The sequence below is a fragment of the Methanothermobacter thermautotrophicus genome, from assembly GCF_014889545.1.
In the GTDB taxonomy this organism is placed as follows: Archaea; Methanobacteriota; Methanobacteria; order Methanobacteriales; family Methanothermobacteraceae; genus Methanothermobacter; species Methanothermobacter thermautotrophicus_A.
This window is the reverse complement of record NZ_QKOF01000001.1, coordinates 116,854-137,352: the sequence shown is the minus strand read 5'-3', so window position 1 is coordinate 137,352 and position 20,499 is coordinate 116,854. Positions and strand designations below refer to the sequence as shown.

21 protein-coding genes are annotated in these 20,499 nt (G+C 51.5%); 8 read left to right on the top strand and 13 right to left on the bottom strand.

The genetic code is table 11. The annotated features are described in order from the left end of the window. Positions 1–148 (top strand): isocitrate/isopropylmalate family dehydrogenase (locus DNK57_RS00870; RefSeq protein WP_264291541.1); only part of this gene is annotated, 148 nt, incomplete at its 5' end. A 145-nt stretch (positions 149–293) separates the two neighbouring features. Here the strand turns inward: DNK57_RS00870 and argB are convergent. The 11 genes from argB to DNK57_RS00820 all read right to left on the bottom strand — a co-directional run bounded on the left by argB (position 294) and on the right by DNK57_RS00820 (position 12,061). Further along, positions 294–1,175 carry an acetylglutamate kinase gene (gene argB, locus DNK57_RS00865; protein ID WP_192961169.1) on the bottom strand — a complete coding sequence of 294 codons (882 nt, stop codon included), beginning with the start codon at positions 1,173–1,175 and terminating at the stop codon, positions 294–296. Between the two features lie 22 nt (positions 1,176–1,197). Continuing rightward, positions 1,198–2,397 (bottom strand): bifunctional ornithine acetyltransferase/N-acetylglutamate synthase, encoded by a 1,200-nt coding sequence (gene argJ, locus DNK57_RS00860; protein WP_192961168.1) that lies wholly within the window; start codon positions 2,395–2,397, stop codon positions 1,198–1,200. Positions 2,398–2,440: 43 nt separating this feature from the next. Next, complete coding sequence (locus DNK57_RS00855; protein WP_192961167.1) at positions 2,441–2,728, bottom strand: class I SAM-dependent methyltransferase; 288 nt, start codon at positions 2,726–2,728, stop codon at positions 2,441–2,443. A gap of 50 nt (positions 2,729–2,778) precedes the next feature. Beyond that, complete coding sequence (locus tag DNK57_RS00850; protein WP_192961180.1) at positions 2,779–3,984, bottom strand: hypothetical protein; 1,206 nt, start codon at positions 3,982–3,984, stop codon at positions 2,779–2,781. Further along, positions 3,984–5,009 carry an NYN domain-containing protein gene (locus tag DNK57_RS00845; protein ID WP_192961166.1) on the bottom strand — a complete coding sequence of 342 codons (1,026 nt, stop codon included), beginning with the start codon at positions 5,007–5,009 and terminating at the stop codon, positions 3,984–3,986. The genes DNK57_RS00850 and DNK57_RS00845 overlap by 1 nt, the downstream gene beginning before the upstream one ends. A gap of 91 nt (positions 5,010–5,100) precedes the next feature. Next, on the bottom strand, positions 5,101–5,763 hold the full coding sequence (locus DNK57_RS00840) for a metallophosphoesterase family protein (RefSeq protein ID WP_226890913.1): 663 nt from the start codon (positions 5,761–5,763) through the stop codon (positions 5,101–5,103). Beyond that, positions 5,763–6,116: a nascent polypeptide-associated complex protein gene (locus tag DNK57_RS00835; protein WP_010875816.1), complete on the bottom strand. Its 354-nt coding sequence runs from the start codon at positions 6,114–6,116 to the stop codon at positions 5,763–5,765. The genes DNK57_RS00840 and DNK57_RS00835 overlap by 1 nt, the downstream gene beginning before the upstream one ends. Then, positions 6,117–8,057 carry a tRNA guanosine(15) transglycosylase TgtA gene (tgtA, locus tag DNK57_RS00830; protein WP_192961165.1) on the bottom strand — a complete coding sequence of 647 codons (1,941 nt, stop codon included), beginning with the start codon at positions 8,055–8,057 and terminating at the stop codon, positions 6,117–6,119. It abuts the gene before it with no gap. Positions 8,058–8,257: 200 nt separating this feature from the next. Then, entirely contained in the window at positions 8,258–9,442 is a 1,185-nt protein-coding gene (locus DNK57_RS00825; protein ID WP_192961164.1) for an MnmC family methyltransferase, read from the bottom strand. Positions 9,443–9,683: 241 nt separating this feature from the next. Continuing rightward, positions 9,684–9,953 carry a sensor histidine kinase gene (locus DNK57_RS08935; RefSeq protein WP_320056829.1) on the bottom strand — a complete coding sequence of 90 codons (270 nt, stop codon included), beginning with the start codon at positions 9,951–9,953 and terminating at the stop codon, positions 9,684–9,686. A 50-nt stretch (positions 9,954–10,003) separates the two neighbouring features. Continuing rightward, positions 10,004–12,061, bottom strand: a complete 2,058-nt coding sequence (locus DNK57_RS00820) for a PAS domain S-box protein (protein WP_226890911.1) — start codon at positions 12,059–12,061, stop codon at positions 10,004–10,006. Positions 12,062–12,196: 135 nt separating this feature from the next. Here DNK57_RS00820 and DNK57_RS00815 point away from each other — a divergent pair, with 135 nt between their 5' ends. Together DNK57_RS00815 and DNK57_RS00810 are read left to right on the top strand one after the other, a co-directional pair. Beyond that, entirely contained in the window at positions 12,197–13,333 is a 1,137-nt protein-coding gene (locus tag DNK57_RS00815; protein ID WP_192961163.1) for a glycosyltransferase family 4 protein, read from the top strand. After that, entirely contained in the window at positions 13,334–14,353 is a 1,020-nt protein-coding gene (locus tag DNK57_RS00810) for a glycosyltransferase family 2 protein (protein WP_320056828.1), read from the top strand. A 6-nt stretch (positions 14,354–14,359) separates the two neighbouring features. On the opposite strand, the gene DNK57_RS00805 is transcribed toward DNK57_RS00810, so the two are convergent. Beyond that, a complete protein-coding gene (locus DNK57_RS00805) occupies positions 14,360–15,250 on the bottom strand; it encodes a bile acid:sodium symporter family protein (protein WP_226890921.1) in 891 nt (296 codons plus the stop codon). Positions 15,251–15,252: 2 nt separating this feature from the next. Next, positions 15,253–17,025, bottom strand: coding sequence for a glutamine--fructose-6-phosphate transaminase (isomerizing) (glmS, locus tag DNK57_RS00800; RefSeq protein WP_192961161.1), 1,773 nt, complete (start codon positions 17,023–17,025; stop codon positions 15,253–15,255). 143 nt (positions 17,026–17,168) lie between these two features. On the opposite strand from glmS, the gene purC reads away from it, so the two are divergent. From purC to DNK57_RS00775, 5 genes are all read left to right on the top strand, one after another. Continuing rightward, complete coding sequence (purC, locus tag DNK57_RS00795) at positions 17,169–17,915, top strand: phosphoribosylaminoimidazolesuccinocarboxamide synthase (RefSeq protein ID WP_192961160.1); 747 nt, start codon at positions 17,169–17,171, stop codon at positions 17,913–17,915. A gap of 9 nt (positions 17,916–17,924) precedes the next feature. Continuing rightward, positions 17,925–18,179: a phosphoribosylformylglycinamidine synthase subunit PurS gene (purS, locus tag DNK57_RS00790; protein ID WP_010875808.1), complete on the top strand. Its 255-nt coding sequence runs from the start codon at positions 17,925–17,927 to the stop codon at positions 18,177–18,179. 3 nt (positions 18,180–18,182) lie between these two features. Continuing rightward, positions 18,183–18,833, top strand: coding sequence for a phosphoribosylformylglycinamidine synthase subunit PurQ (gene purQ / locus DNK57_RS00785; protein ID WP_192961159.1), 651 nt, complete (start codon positions 18,183–18,185; stop codon positions 18,831–18,833). Between the two features lie 147 nt (positions 18,834–18,980). Next, complete coding sequence (gene cobA, locus DNK57_RS00780) at positions 18,981–19,697, top strand: uroporphyrinogen-III C-methyltransferase (protein WP_192961158.1); 717 nt, start codon at positions 18,981–18,983, stop codon at positions 19,695–19,697. Beyond that, complete coding sequence (locus DNK57_RS00775) at positions 19,663–20,499, top strand: uroporphyrinogen-III synthase (RefSeq protein ID WP_226890909.1); 837 nt, start codon at positions 19,663–19,665, stop codon at positions 20,497–20,499. Before cobA ends, DNK57_RS00775 begins: the two co-directional genes overlap by 35 nt.

The window sequence follows — 20,499 nt, the reverse complement described above, 5'->3', positions numbered from 1 at the left end:
CCTCAACAAAAAACAGGAAGCTCAAAAAATAGAAAACGCCCTCAAAAAAACCCTGATGAGGGGCATCATGACGCCAGACCTCGGGGGTACGGCCAGTACCATGGAGATGGCAGAGGCCATAAGGGAGGAACTAATAAAGCAGGACTGATGTTCAACCCCCCAATAAAACCTGATAGAAACCCAAACAGCACCCCTGAAGTCCGGGATTGGTCTAAAAAAAGACCCTCCTGATTAACCCTCATTTCTCATGGTCCCTATCCCTGAATAGGGGCATTTATCCCCATTACCAGTTCTCAACCGGTTATCATGGTCCCTATACCCTTCTTTGTGAAGATTTCAAGGAGCAGTGAGTGCTCAACCCTACCATCGATTATGTGGGCGGAGGATACTCCATCATTGATTGCCTGTATACAGGTGAGGGTCTTTGGGAGCATGCCCCCCTCCACTATACCGCTCTTCACGAGGTCGCTGAGCTCATCAACAGTTATCCTCCTTATGAGGGTATCAGGGTCTGAGGGGTCCTCAAGTATCCCTGGGACATCTGTCAGTACTATGAGCTTCTCAGCCCCTATACCAGCTGCAACCTCACCCGCAACAGTGTCTGCGTTGAGGTTGAGTGTATTAGCATCCCTGTCAACCCCTATGGGTGATATGACAGGTATGTAGTTGTTATCTGTTAGCATGTTGATTATCCCGGGGTCAACGGATTCTATTTCACCCACAAGTCCCAGGTCTATCTCCCGCCTCTCACCTGTCTTATCGTCCCTAACAACATGGGGCGCCCTCTTCCTTGCAAGCAGGAGGTTGCTGTCCTTACCTGATAATCCTATGGCCCTCCCACCGTGGTAGCATATCTTTGAGACTATGCTGGTGTTTATCTTACCAACGAGGACCATCTTCACTATCTCCATGGTCTCCTCATCAGTCACCCGGAGGCCCTCAATGAACTTTGGCTCCTTACCCATCTTGTTCATTGCACGTGAAATCTCGGGTCCTCCACCATGGACCACGACGGGTTCCATGCCCACATATTTGAGCAGGACGGTGTCCCTGGCGGTTGAGTCCATGGCAGACTCATCTATCATGGCATGGCCGCCATATTTTATCATGATCTTCTTCCTGTGAAACTTCTTTATGTAGGGCAGTGCCTCAACGAGGATGTTAACTGTTTCCATAAAAAACACCTTAAGACCTTACTCATGTGGTGTACTCTGCATTTATCCTCACATAATCATAGGTGAGGTCGCAGCCATAGGCTGTGGCTGATTCATCTCCAGCAGCCAGGTCAACGATTATTCTTATCTCATTCTCCTTCATGACCCTCTCAGCAATTTCAAGTTCCTCTGTGCCCTCGAATGCCCGGACATCACCATGGTCAACTATCACCACAGATTCTGACCCAGACTCAAGGGTGACGCTTATCTCATCAGGGTCAAACTCTGCTCCAGAGTATCCTGCAGCTGCAACTATACGTCCCCAGTTGGGATCGGCCCCGAATATGGCTGTTTTAACAAGTGAAGAACCTGCTATGGCCCTTGCAGCCATTTTAGCATCCTCTGGTGTCCCGGCATTTACAACATCCACCTGGAAGGACTTGGTGGCGCCCTCACCGTCCCTGGCCATCATACGGGCAAGTTCCCTGCACACGGCCACGAGGGCCTCCTGGAAGTTCGAATCTATCCTGCCTGAGGTCCTGGTGGAGGATATTATGACCATGTCATTGGTGCTCTCATCACCATCCACTATGAGCATGTTGAAGCTCTCATCAACCGCCCTCCTGAGGGCCTCCCTAAGTTCAGAGGCTGATGCATCAACATCGGTTGTTATGAATGATAGCATCGTGGCCATGTTAGGGGCTATCATCCCTGAACCCTTGGCAACAGCACCTATACGGGCCTTCTCCCCGGTTTCAAGTTCAAACTCAACTGCCACCTCCTTGGGGAATGTGTCGGTGGTCATTATAGCCTCTGAAAGATCCCCTGATGCGGCCTCTGAATTTTCCAGTTGATTTACGGCCCTCCTGATGAGGGACTGTATCTTCTCAATGGGCATCCTCCTTCCTATAACGCCTGTGGAAGCCACTGCAACCTCGTTTTCATCCAGGGATAGGGCCTCTGCCACGGTTCTGGCCATCTTTATTGCATCATCCATTCCATCCATGCCTGTGAAGCAGTTGGCGTTCCCGCTGTTTGCAACGATGGCTGAGATTCTTCCATCTGCCATTACGCGCTCTGTGAGTTTAACTGGTTCTGCTCGAACCCTGTTTGAGGTGAAGACAGCTGCAGCAGTTGAACCCCTGTTAACGATGATTCCAACACCATATTTGCCATCACGGCATCCTGCTGCGATGACTCCTTCGACAGCGCAGACGCCACCCCTCATAAATCTCAGTTCCATCGTATACACTCTCCCTTAAAAAAAGTTCATCGGGGTCTCACCCTCAGTAGGTTGTATTGTTGGAGGACCCCTGGTTGTTAACAACGTTGACTTCCCCATTGCCGTTCTCAGCAACCTCCCTTCCCTGCTCCTTTATACCGTTGAGGGGAAGGTGGTTGGTGCTGCTTGGGGTCAGCTGGACATTATCATTGGACGATGTATTATTAATATCAACAGATGTGATGTCCCCGCCGGAAAGACCGATTGCTATGCCCAGGCCGGACCCGCACCCAAATGCTATAAGGGAAATCAGGAAGCTAACAATGATTTTAGCCTCGGTTTCAGGTCTCATTTCAATTCCCCTCAATATTATCTTGACATATCCTTAAATAGGTTTCCTTTTTATGCTGTGGCGCCATAGATAACAGCAAGCAGGATTGCGACGAGGCCAAACTCCCAGTGCCCCATGTTCCAGCCGAGGAAGGTTGCGACGAATACAAAGACAAAGACCAGAAGTGCCACGGACTTCCTCTTCATGAAGAAGTCTATAACTGACCTTGTGAAGGGTGAGGGTATGAAGTACCCGTAGAGGCCATCTGCAACATCGAATACCATTATGGAGGTGGGGTTCCAGAGCATTATCTCATCGGCCATCTGGGCCCTCTCACCGGCCTCCCTCCTTGTGCGTCCTATCCCGACCCTTATGTTTGCCCCGTTATCCATTGCATGCCATGCGGAATCTATACCGGCCCTGAGGGCCATGTCCTTGGTTGGGAAGTTGGCTATGAGGTCGTCTCCTCCCTCACGGTAGCCCTCAATCTTCCCATGGCAGTCATTCTCCATGTAGGCCTTTATATCATTCATTATCTCAACGAGGCTGTCCCGGCCATACCTCTCTATGAATGCGGTGGAGTCGATCATGTCAATGAAGAGGTAATTGTCACGGTAGGATGGTGCACCCTTCAGGGTTTCAAATTCGCCTGTGAATATTATGGCAAATTCTCCTCCAAGCTTTGTGAACCCGACCCCGGGGACTTCGCCTATCTCTTTGTTTAGGTTTATGGCCCTTTCAATGGCTGCAGCGCCTGTCATACCAGCCGCGGCCCTCACATTTATTCCTCTCCTGATTCCAGCACCTATAATTTTTATAGCCACCCTTATGGCGTCATTCTTGGACAGGAACCTTGAAAGCACCTCACTGGAGCTCTTCTCGATTATTTTTCCCTTTTCATTTTCGATGATATCCACGAATTCATCAACTATGCGACCGCCGTTGAATATCTCAATGTAGAGGTAGCGGTCACTCCCCATTATTATGTTACTGAGGAGGGCGTATTCATCGACCTCCTCATCGGCAGGTTTAAGTTCGATGAATTTCCTCTCCCTTGGTATGTTCTCTGTCCCGAGTTCCCTTGTGAGGTTATCGAATATGTTGCTGGTGTTTATATGGGCCCTCTCAATCTCTATGAGCATTGTCCTGGTGTAGTTGAGCATGTCCACGTATTCGCGCTCTGTACTGTTGGTGGGCATGTACCTGGTCCCTATGCTCAGAACCCTGTACCCCAGGAAGAAGCCCAGTATCTTCCGCAGCAGATAATCCATAACCATCAATCATTGCCTCCCTTCTCAAGGACTACCTCGAATTCCCCTGGCTTCTCAAGTAGCATGCTCGGTTTAACGGATACTATGGGGAACCTCCATGAACCTATCCTTGCCGCTATGGTGCTCGCTATGTTCCTTGAGTTCTTCTTAACGAAGCTGTAATCATGATCATTTATTGTTATGTTAACATTGTAGGGGGCCTCCTCCATGACGTCCTCCGAGTACATTATGTTGAGCTCAAAGGTGCCTGGTTTAAGGAACAGGTCATTCCTGACAGCCACCAGGGGGGCGTGCTCAAGTTTCAGCCTGTCCCCGACGGTGACTGCAATGTTCCCGGCGTACTTAACGGCATCACGGTAATCCTTTGGATGCACAAGGACGAATATTATGTAGTTGCTGGTCCTCTCAACCTCCTCAACCATGCTCATGAACTTCTCGAAGAGGGGCAGCTTCATGAATATGCCCTCAAGTTTGGGTTCAAGGCCCTCCTCCTGGCTCCGGCTTATCCTGTCTATTGCCTCCTTGGCTATGGCTATACCGCTGAGTTTCTTGCCACGTTTAACCTTATATGCGTCTATCCTCTTCCTCTCGAATTCCCTGAGGGCCTCGTTGCAGATCTTCTGAAGTATGTTCTTTACCTTCTTTGGTTTCCCGGAGGTCCCGATGAGGATCCTATCATCCCTGAAGGTGTAGGGTATCCTCCTGCTGTTTATATCCTGGAACTCGTCCTTGTAGTCCCTGAAAACATCATTTGAGAGTATCTTGGCATCCTCCTCCTCAGCCATCTTCAGTATGAAGTGGTCTGCGCTGGTACCTGAGGGGACCTGCTGGAATTTACCCTCCTCCAGGAGCTTCCTGAACTGCTCCTTATCATCTATCTCATGTCGCAGGGATGCATCGGCGATTATAACCGGTTCGTAGCCAAGTTTCTCAAGTTCCTCTGCCGCTGAAAGTATGTTCTCTAGGCATGGCTTCTCCTCATCATTCTTCCGTGAATGGGCGACGTTCGATGCATCTATAATTACCCTCAAGTAACCACCTTTAGCTGATATTTCACAGGCTGCAGGATGCCAGTTCAATACTCTCTCCCTGCACCTGATTTAGGACTATTCTCATGGAATCCTAATCAATGTAATATGTATTGTATGAGTTAATATCTTTACCCCTCAGTTTAAGGGATGAGACCGTCCCCGCAGTTACAAAGAAGGTGTCCTCAAGCCTCCAGACGTGGGGGACATGCTTGTGGCCAGATATGACCAGGTCAGCCCCCTTGCTGATTATGGACTGGAGTATGTCACCGGCATCTGCAAGGACGTTCCTCTCACGCCCTGTCTTGGGCACCGGGATTATGTGGTGATGGAGGGCTATAACCCTTATGTGCCCCCTAGAGGATGCCCTGTCAAGTTCCTCCTCCATCCAGATCTGCTGGGACCTCCCTATCTTCCCGTAATCCAGGTCTGGTTCGCTGCTGTCAAGTCCTATGATGGTGAGGCCGTCCATCACAAAGGTCCCCCTCCGGTACCTGAAGACATCCTCGAAGGTCTCATTGCCCACGTGCCTGGCATCATGATTTCCAGGTACAAATATGTGGGGCCCCTTAAGGTCGCTCAGGTACTCTGCTGCCTGAAGGAATTCAAGGTAGTAGCCGTTATCTGTGAGGTCCCCTGTTATGACGGTTGCATCTGGTTTGAGTTTGTTGATCTGTCTTATGGCCTCAAGGAGTATGTCCTCCTTGAAGTTGGGTGCGCCCACATGCAGGTCCGAGATATGGGCTATAAGGACCATCAGCTCAACCTCATGATGGCCTCTGCAAGGTCCCCCCCTGTCTCCTGGAGGGCCCTTGTGGCGTCCTCCCTGCTTGCACCTGTCTGGTTCATGACAAGTTCAATGTCATCCTCGGGTATCTCCATTTCAGCTTCAAGGGACCTCTCACGGGCCTTACCAGTCACCTGGTACGTCTTCTGTCCCATGAACTCCATGACATTAACCTTAGGGTTTTTTATGATGATCTCCTTCCTCTTTAGTTTGATAACAACCTCTTCAACACCACGAAGATCCTTCATATCCATTCCCATCTGCTTCATGGCCCTCTGCATCTGTTTCAGCTGCTTTGGGTTCATTCCCATACCCGGTATCAATTAAAATCCTCCTTTCCTGGTTTTAACTGCCTGGCCATGGTTGAGGTCCATCATCTCCCCGGCACAGAGGAGGGCCTTACCTGTGGCCAGAAGTTCATCATCAGCGTTAACAATTAAAACTTCATCGTTGGCCCTTATATTATTGTCGCAGTCTATTATAAACTTTGCAAAAACACTTTTACCCCTCCTTGCAAAGGGCTCAGACTCCTCATTTACAACCACCCTGAATGCCGGGTAGGTGGTCCCCTGGTGGAGCCTGACCGCCCCCTCCGCTCCAAGGACCAGGAGACCATCTGATGCCCTCATGGTGCAGATGAGCTCATCCCCTGCATATATGTGCCTTATCTTACCTGTGTTGCGGCTCCTCTCAATCCTCACATCATCTGTGAAGAGGAGTTCACCAGCACCCCTGCCGAACTGGTAGTCTGCCACCATCCTGACACGGTCCAGATCTTCAACTGTGGTTTCAACTTCACCTGTGTAAATGTGGGGGAGCTCAATTCCAAGTTCACTGCAGAGTTTCTCATCTATCACTGCACCCAGATCAATTAGGTCCAGGACAAGCCCCCTGAGGAACTCCTCCCCATCAAGGTCCATTATACCAGGTGCATCGCTCTGGGCCAGGGGGTATACCTGGTCAAGTTCAAGGGGGATGAGGCCAAAGGGGAGATCAACCACCACGACACTCCAGTCCCCTCCTTCCATGGGTCTAAGTGAACGGAAGCCCTCAAGCCTATCAGGCAGGCTGGATGAGTAGGGCCTCCTCGATGGGGCGACGAGGGCTATTTTCTCCCCAAGACCTTCCCTGACTTTTTTAAGGTGTCTTTGGACCTCCACTCGACCCAGTGACTCTGGACCTGTGTAGAAGAATGCTGACCTCTTGGATCTCGGCTCAAATTTTTCAATGAGATCCACGTACTCTGACATGCGCCTGTAGCCCTCCAGAAGGCGGGGGTGTGCCCTGCAGCGCTCTTCAACTAGCTCCATGAGGCTTCCGTCGTGGATTGCCTGGCGGACCTTCCTTATCTCTGCGAAGCTCACATGGAGGTTGTGTTCTGCTATAAGGTTCCTGCGATCCTCCCTGTCCATCCCCATGAGCTCTGATGGTGTGTAATCGGTGCAGACACTGCAGGAACATGGCATCTCCTGGAGGTTCTCGAGTTTGTATGTTCCCTCGGTGCTGAGAAGACGGTCGTCCTCTGCATAGAGTATGTAGGCTGCCGAATCAAAGAGGTCGCAGCCCATTGAGACTGCCAGGGCAAACAGCATCGGGTGACCTGCCCCCATGAGGTGCCTTGGCCTTGAGGGTGGTAGCTCAGATACAGATGAAAGCACTGCATCGACGAGTTCCCTGTAACGGTAGGACTCCATGAGTGGCACCACCGCACCGATGGGGTGGAGTTCCACCGGCAGCTCAGCCAGGCGAGATGCGCAGTAACTCCTCAGGTCCGGGTGTGTTGAACCCTGTACAACTGCGTTAAGCATCATTCTCTCCCTGTACTCAATGGACTCCCTGGCCCTCTCAAGGGTGACCTCCACCTCCTCCAGGGCCCTCCTGTGGCTGACACCTGGGGGTGTTGGTATGTCCAGTGATGTGCCTATGTCTGTGCCTATCTCATCCTGGAAACGTATTATCTCATGGTTCTCCACCTCAATGTCTCCGTACTCTGATAGCTGGAATGAACCTGAATCTGTCATTATGGGGCCATTGAAGTCTATGAGTCTGTGCACCCCATCTTTAAGTGCCTTCTCCTTCAGTTCAGGGTTCCTGTAGATTATGTATGCATTGGTTATCACCATCTCGGCTCCAGACCCCTTAACATCGATGGTCTGTTTACCTGGATGTATTACAGGCATCAGCGCGGGTGTCCTGACGATACCGTGCTCTGTCTTAAGTATCCCTGTCCTTCCAAGGCCGTCCTTTGCTTTTATCTCAAACATGAAATCCTCCCATATTAATTAAGTATAAAAAGGGGCTTATCCCCAGATCAGTTGATCCACCTCAGTAATTAAGAGGGTCCTTCCCTGCAGATCAGTGAACCACATGATGCTGATTAACAGGCACCGGAGCAAGATACTGATTAATATGTAATCCTCACACTAAAAATTCTCCCATACAGACTGCAGTGCATGCATTCTAATCAGGCAAGGTGTCGCAGGTTAACCAGGTCCATCAGCCTCCTCCTCATTGAGAGTATCCTCTCCCTTGAGTTGCCTGGTCTATACTCCCCACAGCCACATACACACTCCTCCATCTGGGGGCAGATGATGTATAGCGCCTCCGGACCTGAAGGGTCATCTATTCCAAACCGGGTGAGGTTTCTCCGGACACGTCTCCCGGTTCCCCCCTCCAACCTCTCTGAGCCCAGGTACAGTGGTGTTTTAACCGCTGAGGATATCCTTGTAACTCCCCTGGCAGACATCCTCTCGGCCCTCCGCCTCTCCATTATTTCAATGGCATCAGCAGACAGTTCCGGGTCCCTGTAGGGTATCCCCGCGTCACTGAGGGCTATCATACGTTCATCCCTCCAGTCAAGTGGCTCTCTGATCATCCCTGGATCCAGGGAGGCCAGTGTTCCCCCTGATTTTCTCCCGAACACAGGTCCCTGACCCACATGGAACCCTGCCTCAATAAGGGCTGACCTCATGGGGGCTGCAGAGGTGTAGGTTGCAAGTATTCCCCCCTCCTTAAGGACCCCCGCGAGGAGTGAGATGAATTCCACCGTGTAGAGTTCAGGAGCCACCCCTGGACTGAATGCGTCCAGGAAGACGGCGTCATAGTATCCCTCATCAAGTCCAGGCACCACTGCCCTTGCATCACCGCAGTGAACCCTCAGCTCGATGCCCCTGGGTGGTGGAGGTGAGGTTATTAGGGAGAGTAAGCCCTCAGATAACAGGAAGTCCTCGTATGCCGCCTTAACAATTTTATGGGCTGGATTGGGTGATGGTACGATCAGGGCTGTGGCCATGGTCGCGACTGAGATCTCCACCATGTCAACGGTGATACTGGAAGCCTCAGTGAACTCAAGGAGGGCGGCTGTGTTGTATCCGAGGCCTGAGCAGAGGTCCAGGACCCTTAAGTCGCCTCTGATCCCTGAAACCGTTGGTTTTACAAATTTCTCGATGGCCTCTGTCATGGCCCCCACCCTGGTGTGCATGGCCTCCCCGGCCTCAGATTTAAGGGTGTAGGATCCGTCATCAGTTCTTATGAATTTATCCGAGATTGACCTCCACAGCTCCCTCCTTCTGTTCACAGAATCCAGGGCCCCACCTTCAAGGTGATCCATGACTTCCCTGAGGACGTCCCCTCTTGGTGTAAGTGCCATGGTTACATGATACAGCAATTACAACTTAAAGTTTATGGACGGTTATCTTTATCAGCCTCCCAACCCCCTCTGCAGCTACAGCAATTACAACTTAAAGTTTATGCAGGACTGTCCATGAGCGGGTTCATGCAACATGAAGGCGGCGCATGAAGCAGTGTTCCATCATCTGTCTGACAGTGCACTATGGAGATTACAATAAGGCCGGACCAGTAATGTTTCCAGGCCCCTGAACCGTTCCACATCATATCCTCGGCCTGTAGTGTACAACCCTAAAGGTTATCCTGAACTCAGCACCCTCATCCCTGCCAAGGGTCTCCAGGGTCCCATCTATCTGATCCACGAGGCCCGCCACGAGCCTGAGCCCCAGGGAATCCGACTCCCCCGGTACAAATCCCAGGGGAAGACCAACCCCATTATCTGCGACTGTGAGTGTGAATTCACCCCCATCCTCCTTCAGTTCTATGGTGATCCTGCCTGATGATGTGAAGGCATGCTTAACAGAGTTTGTGATGAGCTCATTGATTATGAGGCCCAGGGGGACCGCGGTTTCAATGGGGAGGGTTACGTCACCGACTCAACCTCAAGGTCTATTCCCCCTCCATGGTAGCTGTCAAGTATGGAGGATGTGAGTCTCTCAAGGTAGCGCCCCATATCGATACTTGTGAGGTCCTCTGACTCATAGAGCAGTTCATGCACAAGTGCCATTGACTGGACCCTGCTCTGGAGGTCTCTGAGGGGCGCTGGATCCTCAACATCCGCCATCTGGAGATTTATCAGGCTTGAAACTATCTGGAAGTTGTTCTTGACCCTGTGGTGTACCTCCCTCAGGAGGGCCTCCTTCTCCCTGAGGGATGATCTGAGCCTGTCCTCATACTCCTTCCTCATGGTTATGTCGGTGCATATTATGACCACCTCCCCGGTTGATAGCTGGTAGAGGTGGACATCAAACCATGCCTCACCACACCTCACCTCCGGGCAGTGGATGGCCTCACCCGTCTCCATGATCTCAAGGAGGGCTTTCCTGATGGCTGAGTTCCAGATCCCTGGAAGTGCCCTGGGAAGATCCATTCCCCTTATAGCTGCGCATGAGACGCCCTCCATCTCCTCGGCTGCCGGGTTCATGGATTTAACCCGGAACCCCTTTCCATCATACTCAACAACAATTATGCCGCTCCTCATGTTCCTGAAGAGTTCCCTGAATTTCTCCTTGCTGACAATAAGGGCCTCCTCGGCCATTTTATGTTCATGTATATCCCTCAAACCGAAGACGTAGCCCTCAATGTCCCCATCTGTGCGGATTGGTCTGTCAACGTATTCCACCCACCTGTAGTTTCCATCCGGCCTCCTTATCCTGAAGGTTGCCCTGTGAGCTTCCCCCCCGGTAATTATGAGGTTTTTAACATTATCCCTGTCATCAGGGTGCAGATAGTCAAGGAAGTCCATGGCTGAGAGGCCTATAAGCTTCTCATGGCCGTAGCCTGTTATCTTCTCTACAGATGGGCTGAGGTACCTGAAATTGAATTCCCTGTCGAATTCTCCAAGACCATCAGCCATGTGTTCTGTCAGCAGGACCAGTCGATCCTCCCTCCTCCTGAGCTTTTCCTCCATCTCAAGGATGGGCCTCATATCTGAACCCGTGAAGAGGAAGCCCACATGTTCACCCCCGGATCCATGCACATGGCCCGCTGATACGATGACAGGTATCCATCCATCTCCACCCCGAAGCCGGGACTCAATGGTTGAGTCTTTGCAGATGTCCTCAAATTCAAGGATCTCAGTCAGCCTCCTCCCTGTGAGTTCAGCTGCCCTGCAACCTGTCAGCCCCTCAGCGGCTGGATTGACGTAGTGTATATTCAGTTCAGGATCGGTGATTATGAGAAAGCTGTTCATATTCCTCACAATGTCCATGGCAGCGTTTAAAGGACTCAGGATTGGTAAACGGAACCTCATGACACCATAGGCTATCATGGAAACCCCAAGTGCAGCTGCAGGGTCTGTGAGTGATGGGACCACAATACCTGCTGAGGGGAGGATGAGGTCTGTAATGATGCCCGTCAGGACAGGTAAGGTGAGGCCTGTGAGGAGGTAGTAGACCCGTGTCCTCTCTGGACCCGATGATGACCTCCAGTGCCAGGCCACAAGTATTATGGCGGCTGCTGCCACAAGTAATCCCCAGATGTTTGAGATCTGGTAGGGGATTGAATCCTCTGCAGCCCTGAAGGTCCACCCCCATGCAGTCATGGTGGGTCCTGCTGTTATGAGATCTGTTGTGAGTTCAAGGATCGCAATCACCCCTGCAGGTACATATATAACTGCAAGGAGTGGCCTGGTGGTCCTTCTACCTGTGAAGAGGAGGACCATGTGCACTATGATCGGTACCACCATGGGCCACAGGAATCCCATCCTCACCCAGAAGTCCGCCATCATGTAGGACTCTGAAATGGAAAGTCCGAAGTCTGTGAGTGAGAGGTAGGCTATAAGGGCTGAGAAAACAAGTAGTGCTCTGTTAAATCTGCTTTCAGGGTTCTTGGCGAATATGTAAACCCCTGATACAAGGGCAGCCACCATGGCTGTGATGGATATGATGGCCATTGGATTCACAGGAAAAACCCCTGCCATGTTATTAATTATATCATACATTAGATATAAATTGATGGAGGAATCAAAGGTTGGATGGGAAAATTGATGAGGCACACCATGAATAATACTCACAGTCTCAAAATTCTCTGCACCAAAAACTGAAAAGTGAAACCCATGAAGATACTTATAGTCTCAGATTTCTTTGTACCACATTATAATGGGGGAGGGGAGAGGAGGTACTTTGAAATCGCCAGGAGACTCGTTGAGAGGGGTCATGAGGTTGATGTGATATCAATGGGGATCCATGGAGTCGGCGATTATGAGGAGATCAGCGGGATAAGGGTGCACCACCTGGGCCCAAGGATAAGAAAGCCGCCCATCAGGGGACCCCTTGAATTCATCAGGTTCATGGCTGCGGTTTTCAGGTGGGTGATGACCCATGACTATGACATCATTGATGCCCAGACCTACGCCCCCCTCCCACCATCATTCCTCGCCTCAAGGATCCGTGGAACACCCATGGTTGCAACCATCCATGATGTGAGTTCCGCCCATGGTGACCAGTGGCTGCAGTCATCAGGAACAGCCGGACTACTTGAGAGGGTCCTCATGAGGCTCCCCTATGATGGTGTGATCACCGTTAGCCGCAGCACGGCCTCAGCACTCACAGACGTCCATGGCAGACCCCCCGCGGATATCCACATCATCCCGAACGGCGTTGACCTTGAACTCATCGATTCCGTCACACCAGCAACCGGGAACTACATAATATTCGTTGGACGCCTCGCCCCCCACAAGCATGTGGATCACATCATAGAGGTCTTCAGTAAACTTGTCACAGATTTCCCTGACCTCAGACTCGAAATAGTAGGGGACGGGGTGGAGAGGTCTAGACTCAAAGCCATGGTCGATGATTTTGGGGTAGGGGAGTCAGTCACATTCCACCATAACCTCAGCTACCGTGAAGTCATATCCATGATAGGGGGGGCCAGGGTGCTTGTCCTCCCATCCACCAGGGAGGGTTTCGGGATGGTCCTTGCTGAGGCGGGTGCCTGTGGTGTGCCTGCTGTTGCCTACAGGTCCGGTGGAGTCGTTGAGGTCATAGATGACGGTGAAAACGGTTTCCTGGTTGAGCCCTGTGACAAGGAGGCCCTCCATGATAGGATAAAGCTTTTAATCTCTGATGATGAATTAAGGGACAGGATGGGGTCCGAGGGCCGGAAGAAGGTTGAGGAAAAATTCCTATGGGATAATATCGTTGAAGGAATCGAAAGGACCTACAGGTTCATCATTGCCCGGAAGAATAGATAGATCAAAGGAAGTGATCCTATACCAGAAACCTACATCATAACACCCAACCTCAACGGAGTATCCTTTCTTGAGGCATACTTCAGATCCCTTCTGAGACAGACCTACGAGGACTTCAGAATAGTGTTCATTGACAACGGCTCATCTGATGGTTCAGTGGACTTTATAAAGAGTAACTTCAGTGAATACCTCAATGACAGGATAATACTGATTGAAAACCGTGAGAATCTGGGATTCGCTGCATCAAACAATCAGGGAATCAGGATAGCGCTTGAGGATCCCCACTGCAGGTATGTGATGTGCCTCAATAATGACACGGAGGTTCTTCCAGATTTTATAGAGAATCTCATGGTGGCGGCGGAGGAGAGTGAAAGTGTGGGGAGTGTGCAGGCCAGGATGATCTGGGGACAGAACAGAAAACTTATAGATTCGGCTGGTCTTGAATACTCCAAGAATGGTCTTGGATTCAACAGGGGCGCATATGAACCCGTTGAAAATTTTGATGAAAGGGCCAGAATCCTGGGTTGCTGTGCCGGTGCCTGTCTCTACAGACGAGAAGCCCTTGAAGATGTTGAGGTCGATGGTGAATACTTTGATGAGGATTTCTTTGCATACTATGAGGACTTTGACCTGGCACTCAGACTCAGAAGCGCAGGATGGGATTCACTTTACGCCCCCGATGCCATCGTATACCACCACAAGGGGGGTACCAATCCCTTTGTAAGTGACTTCACAGTTTACCATAACTGGAGAAATTATACCTGGACCTTCATTAAGAACATGCCCGCTGATCTGCTTTTAAGGTATCTCCCCCTCTTTGTTATCACAGAAATCATCCAGGTCCTTCTGAATATAAAAAGAGGGAAATTCATCATTTTGAGGGCAAAATATGATGCCTACATGGGGCTGAGAAGGGTTATACGTAAAAGGAGGGCTGTGAAGAGGGTCCCTGAATCAGAAATTAAAGAGTACCTTGTAATGAAATGGTCCGTTAAAGTACCCTCCCTCCCGGAAACTGAATAGCTGACATCAATCATCTGTTCCCACAAGGTAGTATACTATCCCTGTGAATACCGGCATCACCACCAGGAGGATGGTTGCCGGGAGTGCCGCTGCAGAGGAAAAGTATGTAAGAGCAACCCCAACCGGTATCACACCATCACGCATCCCTGAAGTGTAAATTGAGGCAACCCTGTATCCGGGCATTCTCCTGCCGATAAGGAAGCCATAGATGAAGCCGGCGAGGAGCATCACAGATACCAGGAACACCACCCTCAGAACACCCCACCCCCCCAGAGCCCCTGACATGTGGGCAACTGCAACTATGATTATCAGAAGCCCCAGAATGGCGGATAAAATGTTAATACCATCCCTCACCGGTTGAACCAATTCAACCTCAAGCCTCAGGATCAGGGCCAGGATGGCTGGAATGAAAACACTGAAGAGGAGCAGTGAGAGCACCCTGAAGGCAACTGCCGGTGATGCAACCCCAAGGACGTAAAGAACCGCGGGGTAGACCGCCACAGAGGTCAGCATGGATGTTAGGGCGGCTGATATTGCGGGAGTGCCATCACCACCAGATATCTCAGTCCAGAGGGCTGCTACAATCGGTGATGGGGCGAATGAGAGGAGTATGACCCCCACAGATAGGTCCGAATCCAGCCCGAGGATCCTGCTGAAGATGAATCCCATGATGGGGTATAGCAATAGAGTAGATGCCAGGATCAGGGCAATAAACCGTGGGTGATGGATTATCCTCCCCAAATCCTCTATGCTGTGCTCAACAACCAGGGAGAAAACCAGGAGCGCCAGTAGTAGCGGCGTGTAACCTGAAAAAATTGAAAATTCAGGGAACAGAAAACCTATAAGGACGCATATAAGCGTCAGGACCCCGTAATACTTCTTTATGACTCTTGTCATCTTCACTCAACGGTCACACACTTTGCAAGGTTCTTTGGCTTGTCAGGGTCCAGTCCACGCTCCACACTCACATGGTATGATAGGAGCTGGAGGGGGACGATGTAGATCAGGGGCGATATGATATCATCAACCTCAGGGTCAAGGCCTATTAAGTCATCGGCCTCCTTCCTGAGGGATTCATCTGAAACGCTGCCAAGGCCTATGACCCTTGCACCCCTCGCCCTGACCTCCTCAACGTTGCTCAGGGTCTTATCATGGCAGGGGCCTGGCGGTGAAATTGCAACTACCGGTACCCCGTCATCTATCAGGGCCAGGGGGCCGTGCTTGAGTTCACCTGCTGCGTAGCCCTCACCGTGTATGTAGGTTATCTCCTTGAGCTTCAGGGCCCCCTCAAGGGCCGTTGGATAGGCGAATCCGCGTCCTATGAAGAAGAAGTCCCTAGCATCACTGTAGGCTGCTGCCAGTTCCCTGATGCGGTCCTCATCCTCAAGGGCACTCTCCATGAACTCAGGGACCCTTTCAAGTTTTTCCATGAGGCCTGGTGCACCCATTGCAGCCACTAGCATGTATATAACAGTTAACTGGCTCACATAGGTCTTGGTTGCAGCCACACCTATCTCGGGGCCAGCCCTTGTGTAGAGGACATGCTGGGCCTCCCTTGTTGCTGAGCTTCCAAGTACGTTGACTATCGCCAGGGTCCTGGCCCTTGAATTGGCTGCACGGAGGGCGTTCAGGGTATCCGCTGTTTCACCTGACTGACTTATGAATATGGCCAGTGTCCTGTCATTCAGGGCCCCTGCAGAGTATCTGAACTCACTTGCAAGGATAACATCGGTCGGTATGCCAAGGAGGCTCTCGAAGAGGTACTTGCCAACCAGGGATGCATGGTAGGATGTTCCACAGGCAACGAAACAGACTCTTTCAACCTCGCCTATCTCCTCAACCACCCTGAACACTTCATCCATCTCTGTGAGGGTGTCCCTCACCGCGGCGGGTTCCTCATGTATCTCCTTAAGCATGAAGTGGTCATAGCCTCCCTTCTCTGCCATGTCAGCCGACCAGTCGATTGAATGGACCTCCTTCTCCACAGGGTTGCCCTCAATGTCGGTGACCCTCAGATCCCCATCAATTATGGCCATCTCACCGTCATCGAGGTATATCACCCTGCTGGTGTGGTTGAGGATGGCGGGAACGTCTGAGGCCAGGAAGTATTCTCCCTCACCGACACCAACTATGAGTGGACTCTCCTTCCGGGCCCCCACGATCCTTCCAGGCTCCCTGGATGATATGACTGCAATTGCATATGCTCCCCTGAGCTTCCTGAGTGCTGTGGCTGTTGCGGCTTCGAGGTCCATCCCCTCATCCATGTACTTCTCTATGAGGTGGGGTATGACCTCAGTGTCTGTCTCGGACCTGAATATGTGGCCCTCTGATTCAAGTTCCTCCTTAACCTCCAGGTAGTTCTCTATTATCCCGTTGTGTACCGCTGCTATCTCGCCGCTGCAGTCAGTATGTGGATGGGCGTTTTCAGCTGTGGGGAGACCATGGGTCGCCCACCTGACATGGGCTATCCCCATGTTGCCTGGTAGATCTGCAAGGTCAAGTTTTGCATCCACCTCGTCGATTTTACCCCTGTCCTTTTTGATCCTTATCACTGGATCCGATGTTGCGATACCAACGGAGTCATAGCCCCTGTACTCCAGCCTCCTGACGCATTCCAGGAGAATCGGGGCTGCAATCCTATCCTTAAGTATACAAGCCACAATGCCACACATTATTTCACCCTGAGAAGCATGAATCTGATTTCGCAAGATTATATAACTGAATCGCGATATAACTCATAATAGGATTTACACCTATATAAGTATTGGAGAGTCGATCCAGAATCTCATGCTCATAATTAATTTAAAGTGATAGTATGGATGTGAAGATAGACGGTCCACTCTACAGTGGTAAGGCAAAGGATGTTCTCCTTACAGATGACCCTGAAATTGTTGCAGTCAGATTCAGGGATGATATAACAGCAGGCGACGGTGAAAGGAAGGACACCCTTGATATGAAGGGCTACTACAACTCTGTTATCTCAGCAAAGATATTTGAGGTCCTCGAGGACGCCGGGGTACCGACCCAGTACCTTGAACTGAGGGAGCCTGGCTGCATCCTTGCAAGGAAACTTGAGATGATACCCATAGAGGTTATAACCAGGAACATAGCAGCCGGGAGCATCGTGAGGAGGTTCCCCTTCAGGGAGGGCCAGGAGTTCAGACCACCCCTCATACAGATGGACTACAAGAGTGATGAGCACGGGGACCCCATGCTGAACGACGACATAATCCTTGCCCTCGGGATCGCCACCAGGGATGAACTGGAGGAGATAAGGAGGATCACACTGCAGATAAACGACGTCCTCAGGGAGTTCCTCAAGTCAAGGGGACTTATCCTGCCAGACTTCAAGCTGGAATTCGGAAGGGACTCAGATGGTAGGATAAGGCTCGGCGATGAGGTTAGCCCTGACACCTGCCGCCTCTGGGACAAGGAGACCGGAGAGCCCCTGGACAAGGACATATTCCGCCGTGGAGAGGAGGGTGTTGTGGGCGCCTACAGAAGGGTTGCCAGGATGATACTCGATGATGATGACATTGAAAGGTGGAAGGTTAAACTCTGAGGTGATGGAATGAAATTTATGGTTGAGGTAAGAATAAGGCTAAAGAAGGGGATGCTGAACCCTGAGGCGGCCACAATTGAGAGGGCCCTGGCCCTCCTTGGATACGAGGTTGAGGACACCGATACAACTGATGTTATAACCTTCACCATGGACGAGGACAGCCTTGAGGCTGTTGAGAGGGAGGTTGAGGATATGTGCCAGCGCCTCCTCTGCAACCCGGTCATCCATGACTATGATGTCAGTATAAATGAGATGGAAGGCTGAAACATGAGGGTGGGAGTTATAAGGTTTCCCGGATCCAACTGTGACCGTGACGTCCACCATGTCCTTGAACTGGCAGGGGCAGAGCCCGAGTATGTGTGGTGGAACCAGCGCAACCTTGATCACCTCGACGCCGTCGTGATCCCAGGGGGTTTCTCCTACGGGGACTACCTCCGTGCAGGTGCAATTGCAGCCATAACCCCTGTAATGGACGCTGTCAGGGAACTTGTGAAGGAGGAGAAGCCTGTTCTGGGCATATGCAATGGTGCCCAGATCCTTGCAGAGGTTGGGCTTGTGCCAGGGGTCTTCACCGTCAACGAGCACCCAAAATTCAATTGCCAGTGGACCGAACTCAGGGTTAAAACAACCAGGACGCCATTCACAGGTCTCTTCAGGAAGGATGAGGTTATAAGGATGCCAGTGGCCCATGCAGAGGGCAGGTACTATCACAACAATATCAGTGAGGTATGGGAAAACGATCAGGTGGTCCTGCAGTTCCATGGGGAAAACCCGAACGGTTCCCTGGACGGGATAACAGGGGTCTGCGATGAAACAGGGATGGTATGCGCGGTGATGCCCCACCCTGAGAGGGCGTCCGAGGAGATACTGGGATCCACTGATGGCTTCAAATTCTTCAGGGGCATCCTGAAGATCTAGAGGTGATGATCATGGTAGTATATCCTGTTGCTATGAACTGCAACTCCCCCCTGAGGATATTACAACAGAGGTGATGATCATGGTAGTATATCCTGTTGCTATGAACTGCAACTCCCCCCTGAGGATATTACAACAGAGGTGATGATCATGGTGGTCTATCTTGTTGGCGCAGGGCCAGGGGACCCTGAACTCATAACACTCAAGGCCATAAGGGTCCTTGAGAGGGCGGACGTGGTGGTCTATGACCGCCTGGCAGGTGAAGAGATACTCAGATACGCGCCTGATGAAGCCAAACTCATATACGTTGGTAAGAGGAGTGGTGAACACCACAGGACCCAGGATGAGATAAACAGCATACTGGTTGAGGAAGGCCGGAAACATGGGACGGTGGTGAGGCTCAAGGGCGGCGATCCCTTCGTATTTGGGAGGGGTGGTGAGGAGATCCTGGCCCTTAAGGAAGCCGGAATCCAGTACAGGGTCATCCCGGGGGTAACATCGGCTGTTGGTGTCCCCACATCTGTCGGGCTTCCTGTAACCCACCGGGGTGTTGCAACATCCTTCACCGTGGTTACAGGCCATGAGGACCCGACAAAGCCCGAGAGGCAGGTCCACTGGGACTACAATGCAGATACACTCATAATACTCATGGGTGTTGGTAACATAAGGGAGAACATGGAGGAGATCATGAAGCACCGCCCCGCCGAGACCCCTGTATGTGTAATTGAGAGAGGGACACTGGATGATGAGAGGATAGTCCTCGGGACACTTGGAGACATTGCAGATAGGGACCTGAGGCCACCAGGCATCATAGTTGTGGGTGATGTTGTCAATGTCTACCGTGAAATTAGAGGGACTGAAGAATAGGACTGTGGCCGTCACAAGGCCCCATGAAAGATCTGCAGAGGCTGTTGAACTCATAGAGGGGGCAGGTGGAAGGGCCCTCGTGGCCCCGACCCTGGAGTTAAAGGAGGCCCACACCGAATCCCTCAGGGAGGTCTGCAGGAGGGCTGATGAATGGGACCTTGTAATCTTCACGTCACAGGCTGCAGTTGAGTCCCTCTTCAGGCTCTGCAGCGAATTTGCAGAGAAAATCAGGAGGGACTGCATGGTGGCAGTTATAGGCCCCCGGACAGCCACTGCGGCCCGTGAGCATGGACTCAGGGTCGACATAGTCCCTGAGGATTATACCGCCGAGGGCCTCCTGGACGCCCTCAGTGGACTCAACCTTGAGGGATGGAAGGTTGCCCTCCCGAGGACGCTCTCTGCAAGGAAGGTGCTCCCCCGTGGACTTGAGATGATGGGCGCAGAGGTCCTAGTGGCCGAGGCCTACAGATCCGGTTTACCTGATGACACCGGACCCGCAGAGGAGCTGATAGATGGCCTCCTTGCTGGATGGGTGGATGCAGTTACCTTCACAAGCCCCCTGACGGTTGAGAACCTCCTCAAAATCGCCGGCAATAGGCGTGAACAGCTCATCAGAGCCCTTAAGAATGTTGAGGTGGCTGCGATAGGTCCGATAACCCTCAGGAAGCTGGAGGAGTATGGGATAAAGGCCGTGACACCTGAAAGGTACACCGTGAAGGATATGATAGCCGCCCTCGGGGTTAGCATGGCTGAAGATGTGGACCAGCAGAATGCAGTGAAGCTTACCAGAAGGAGGAGTTAA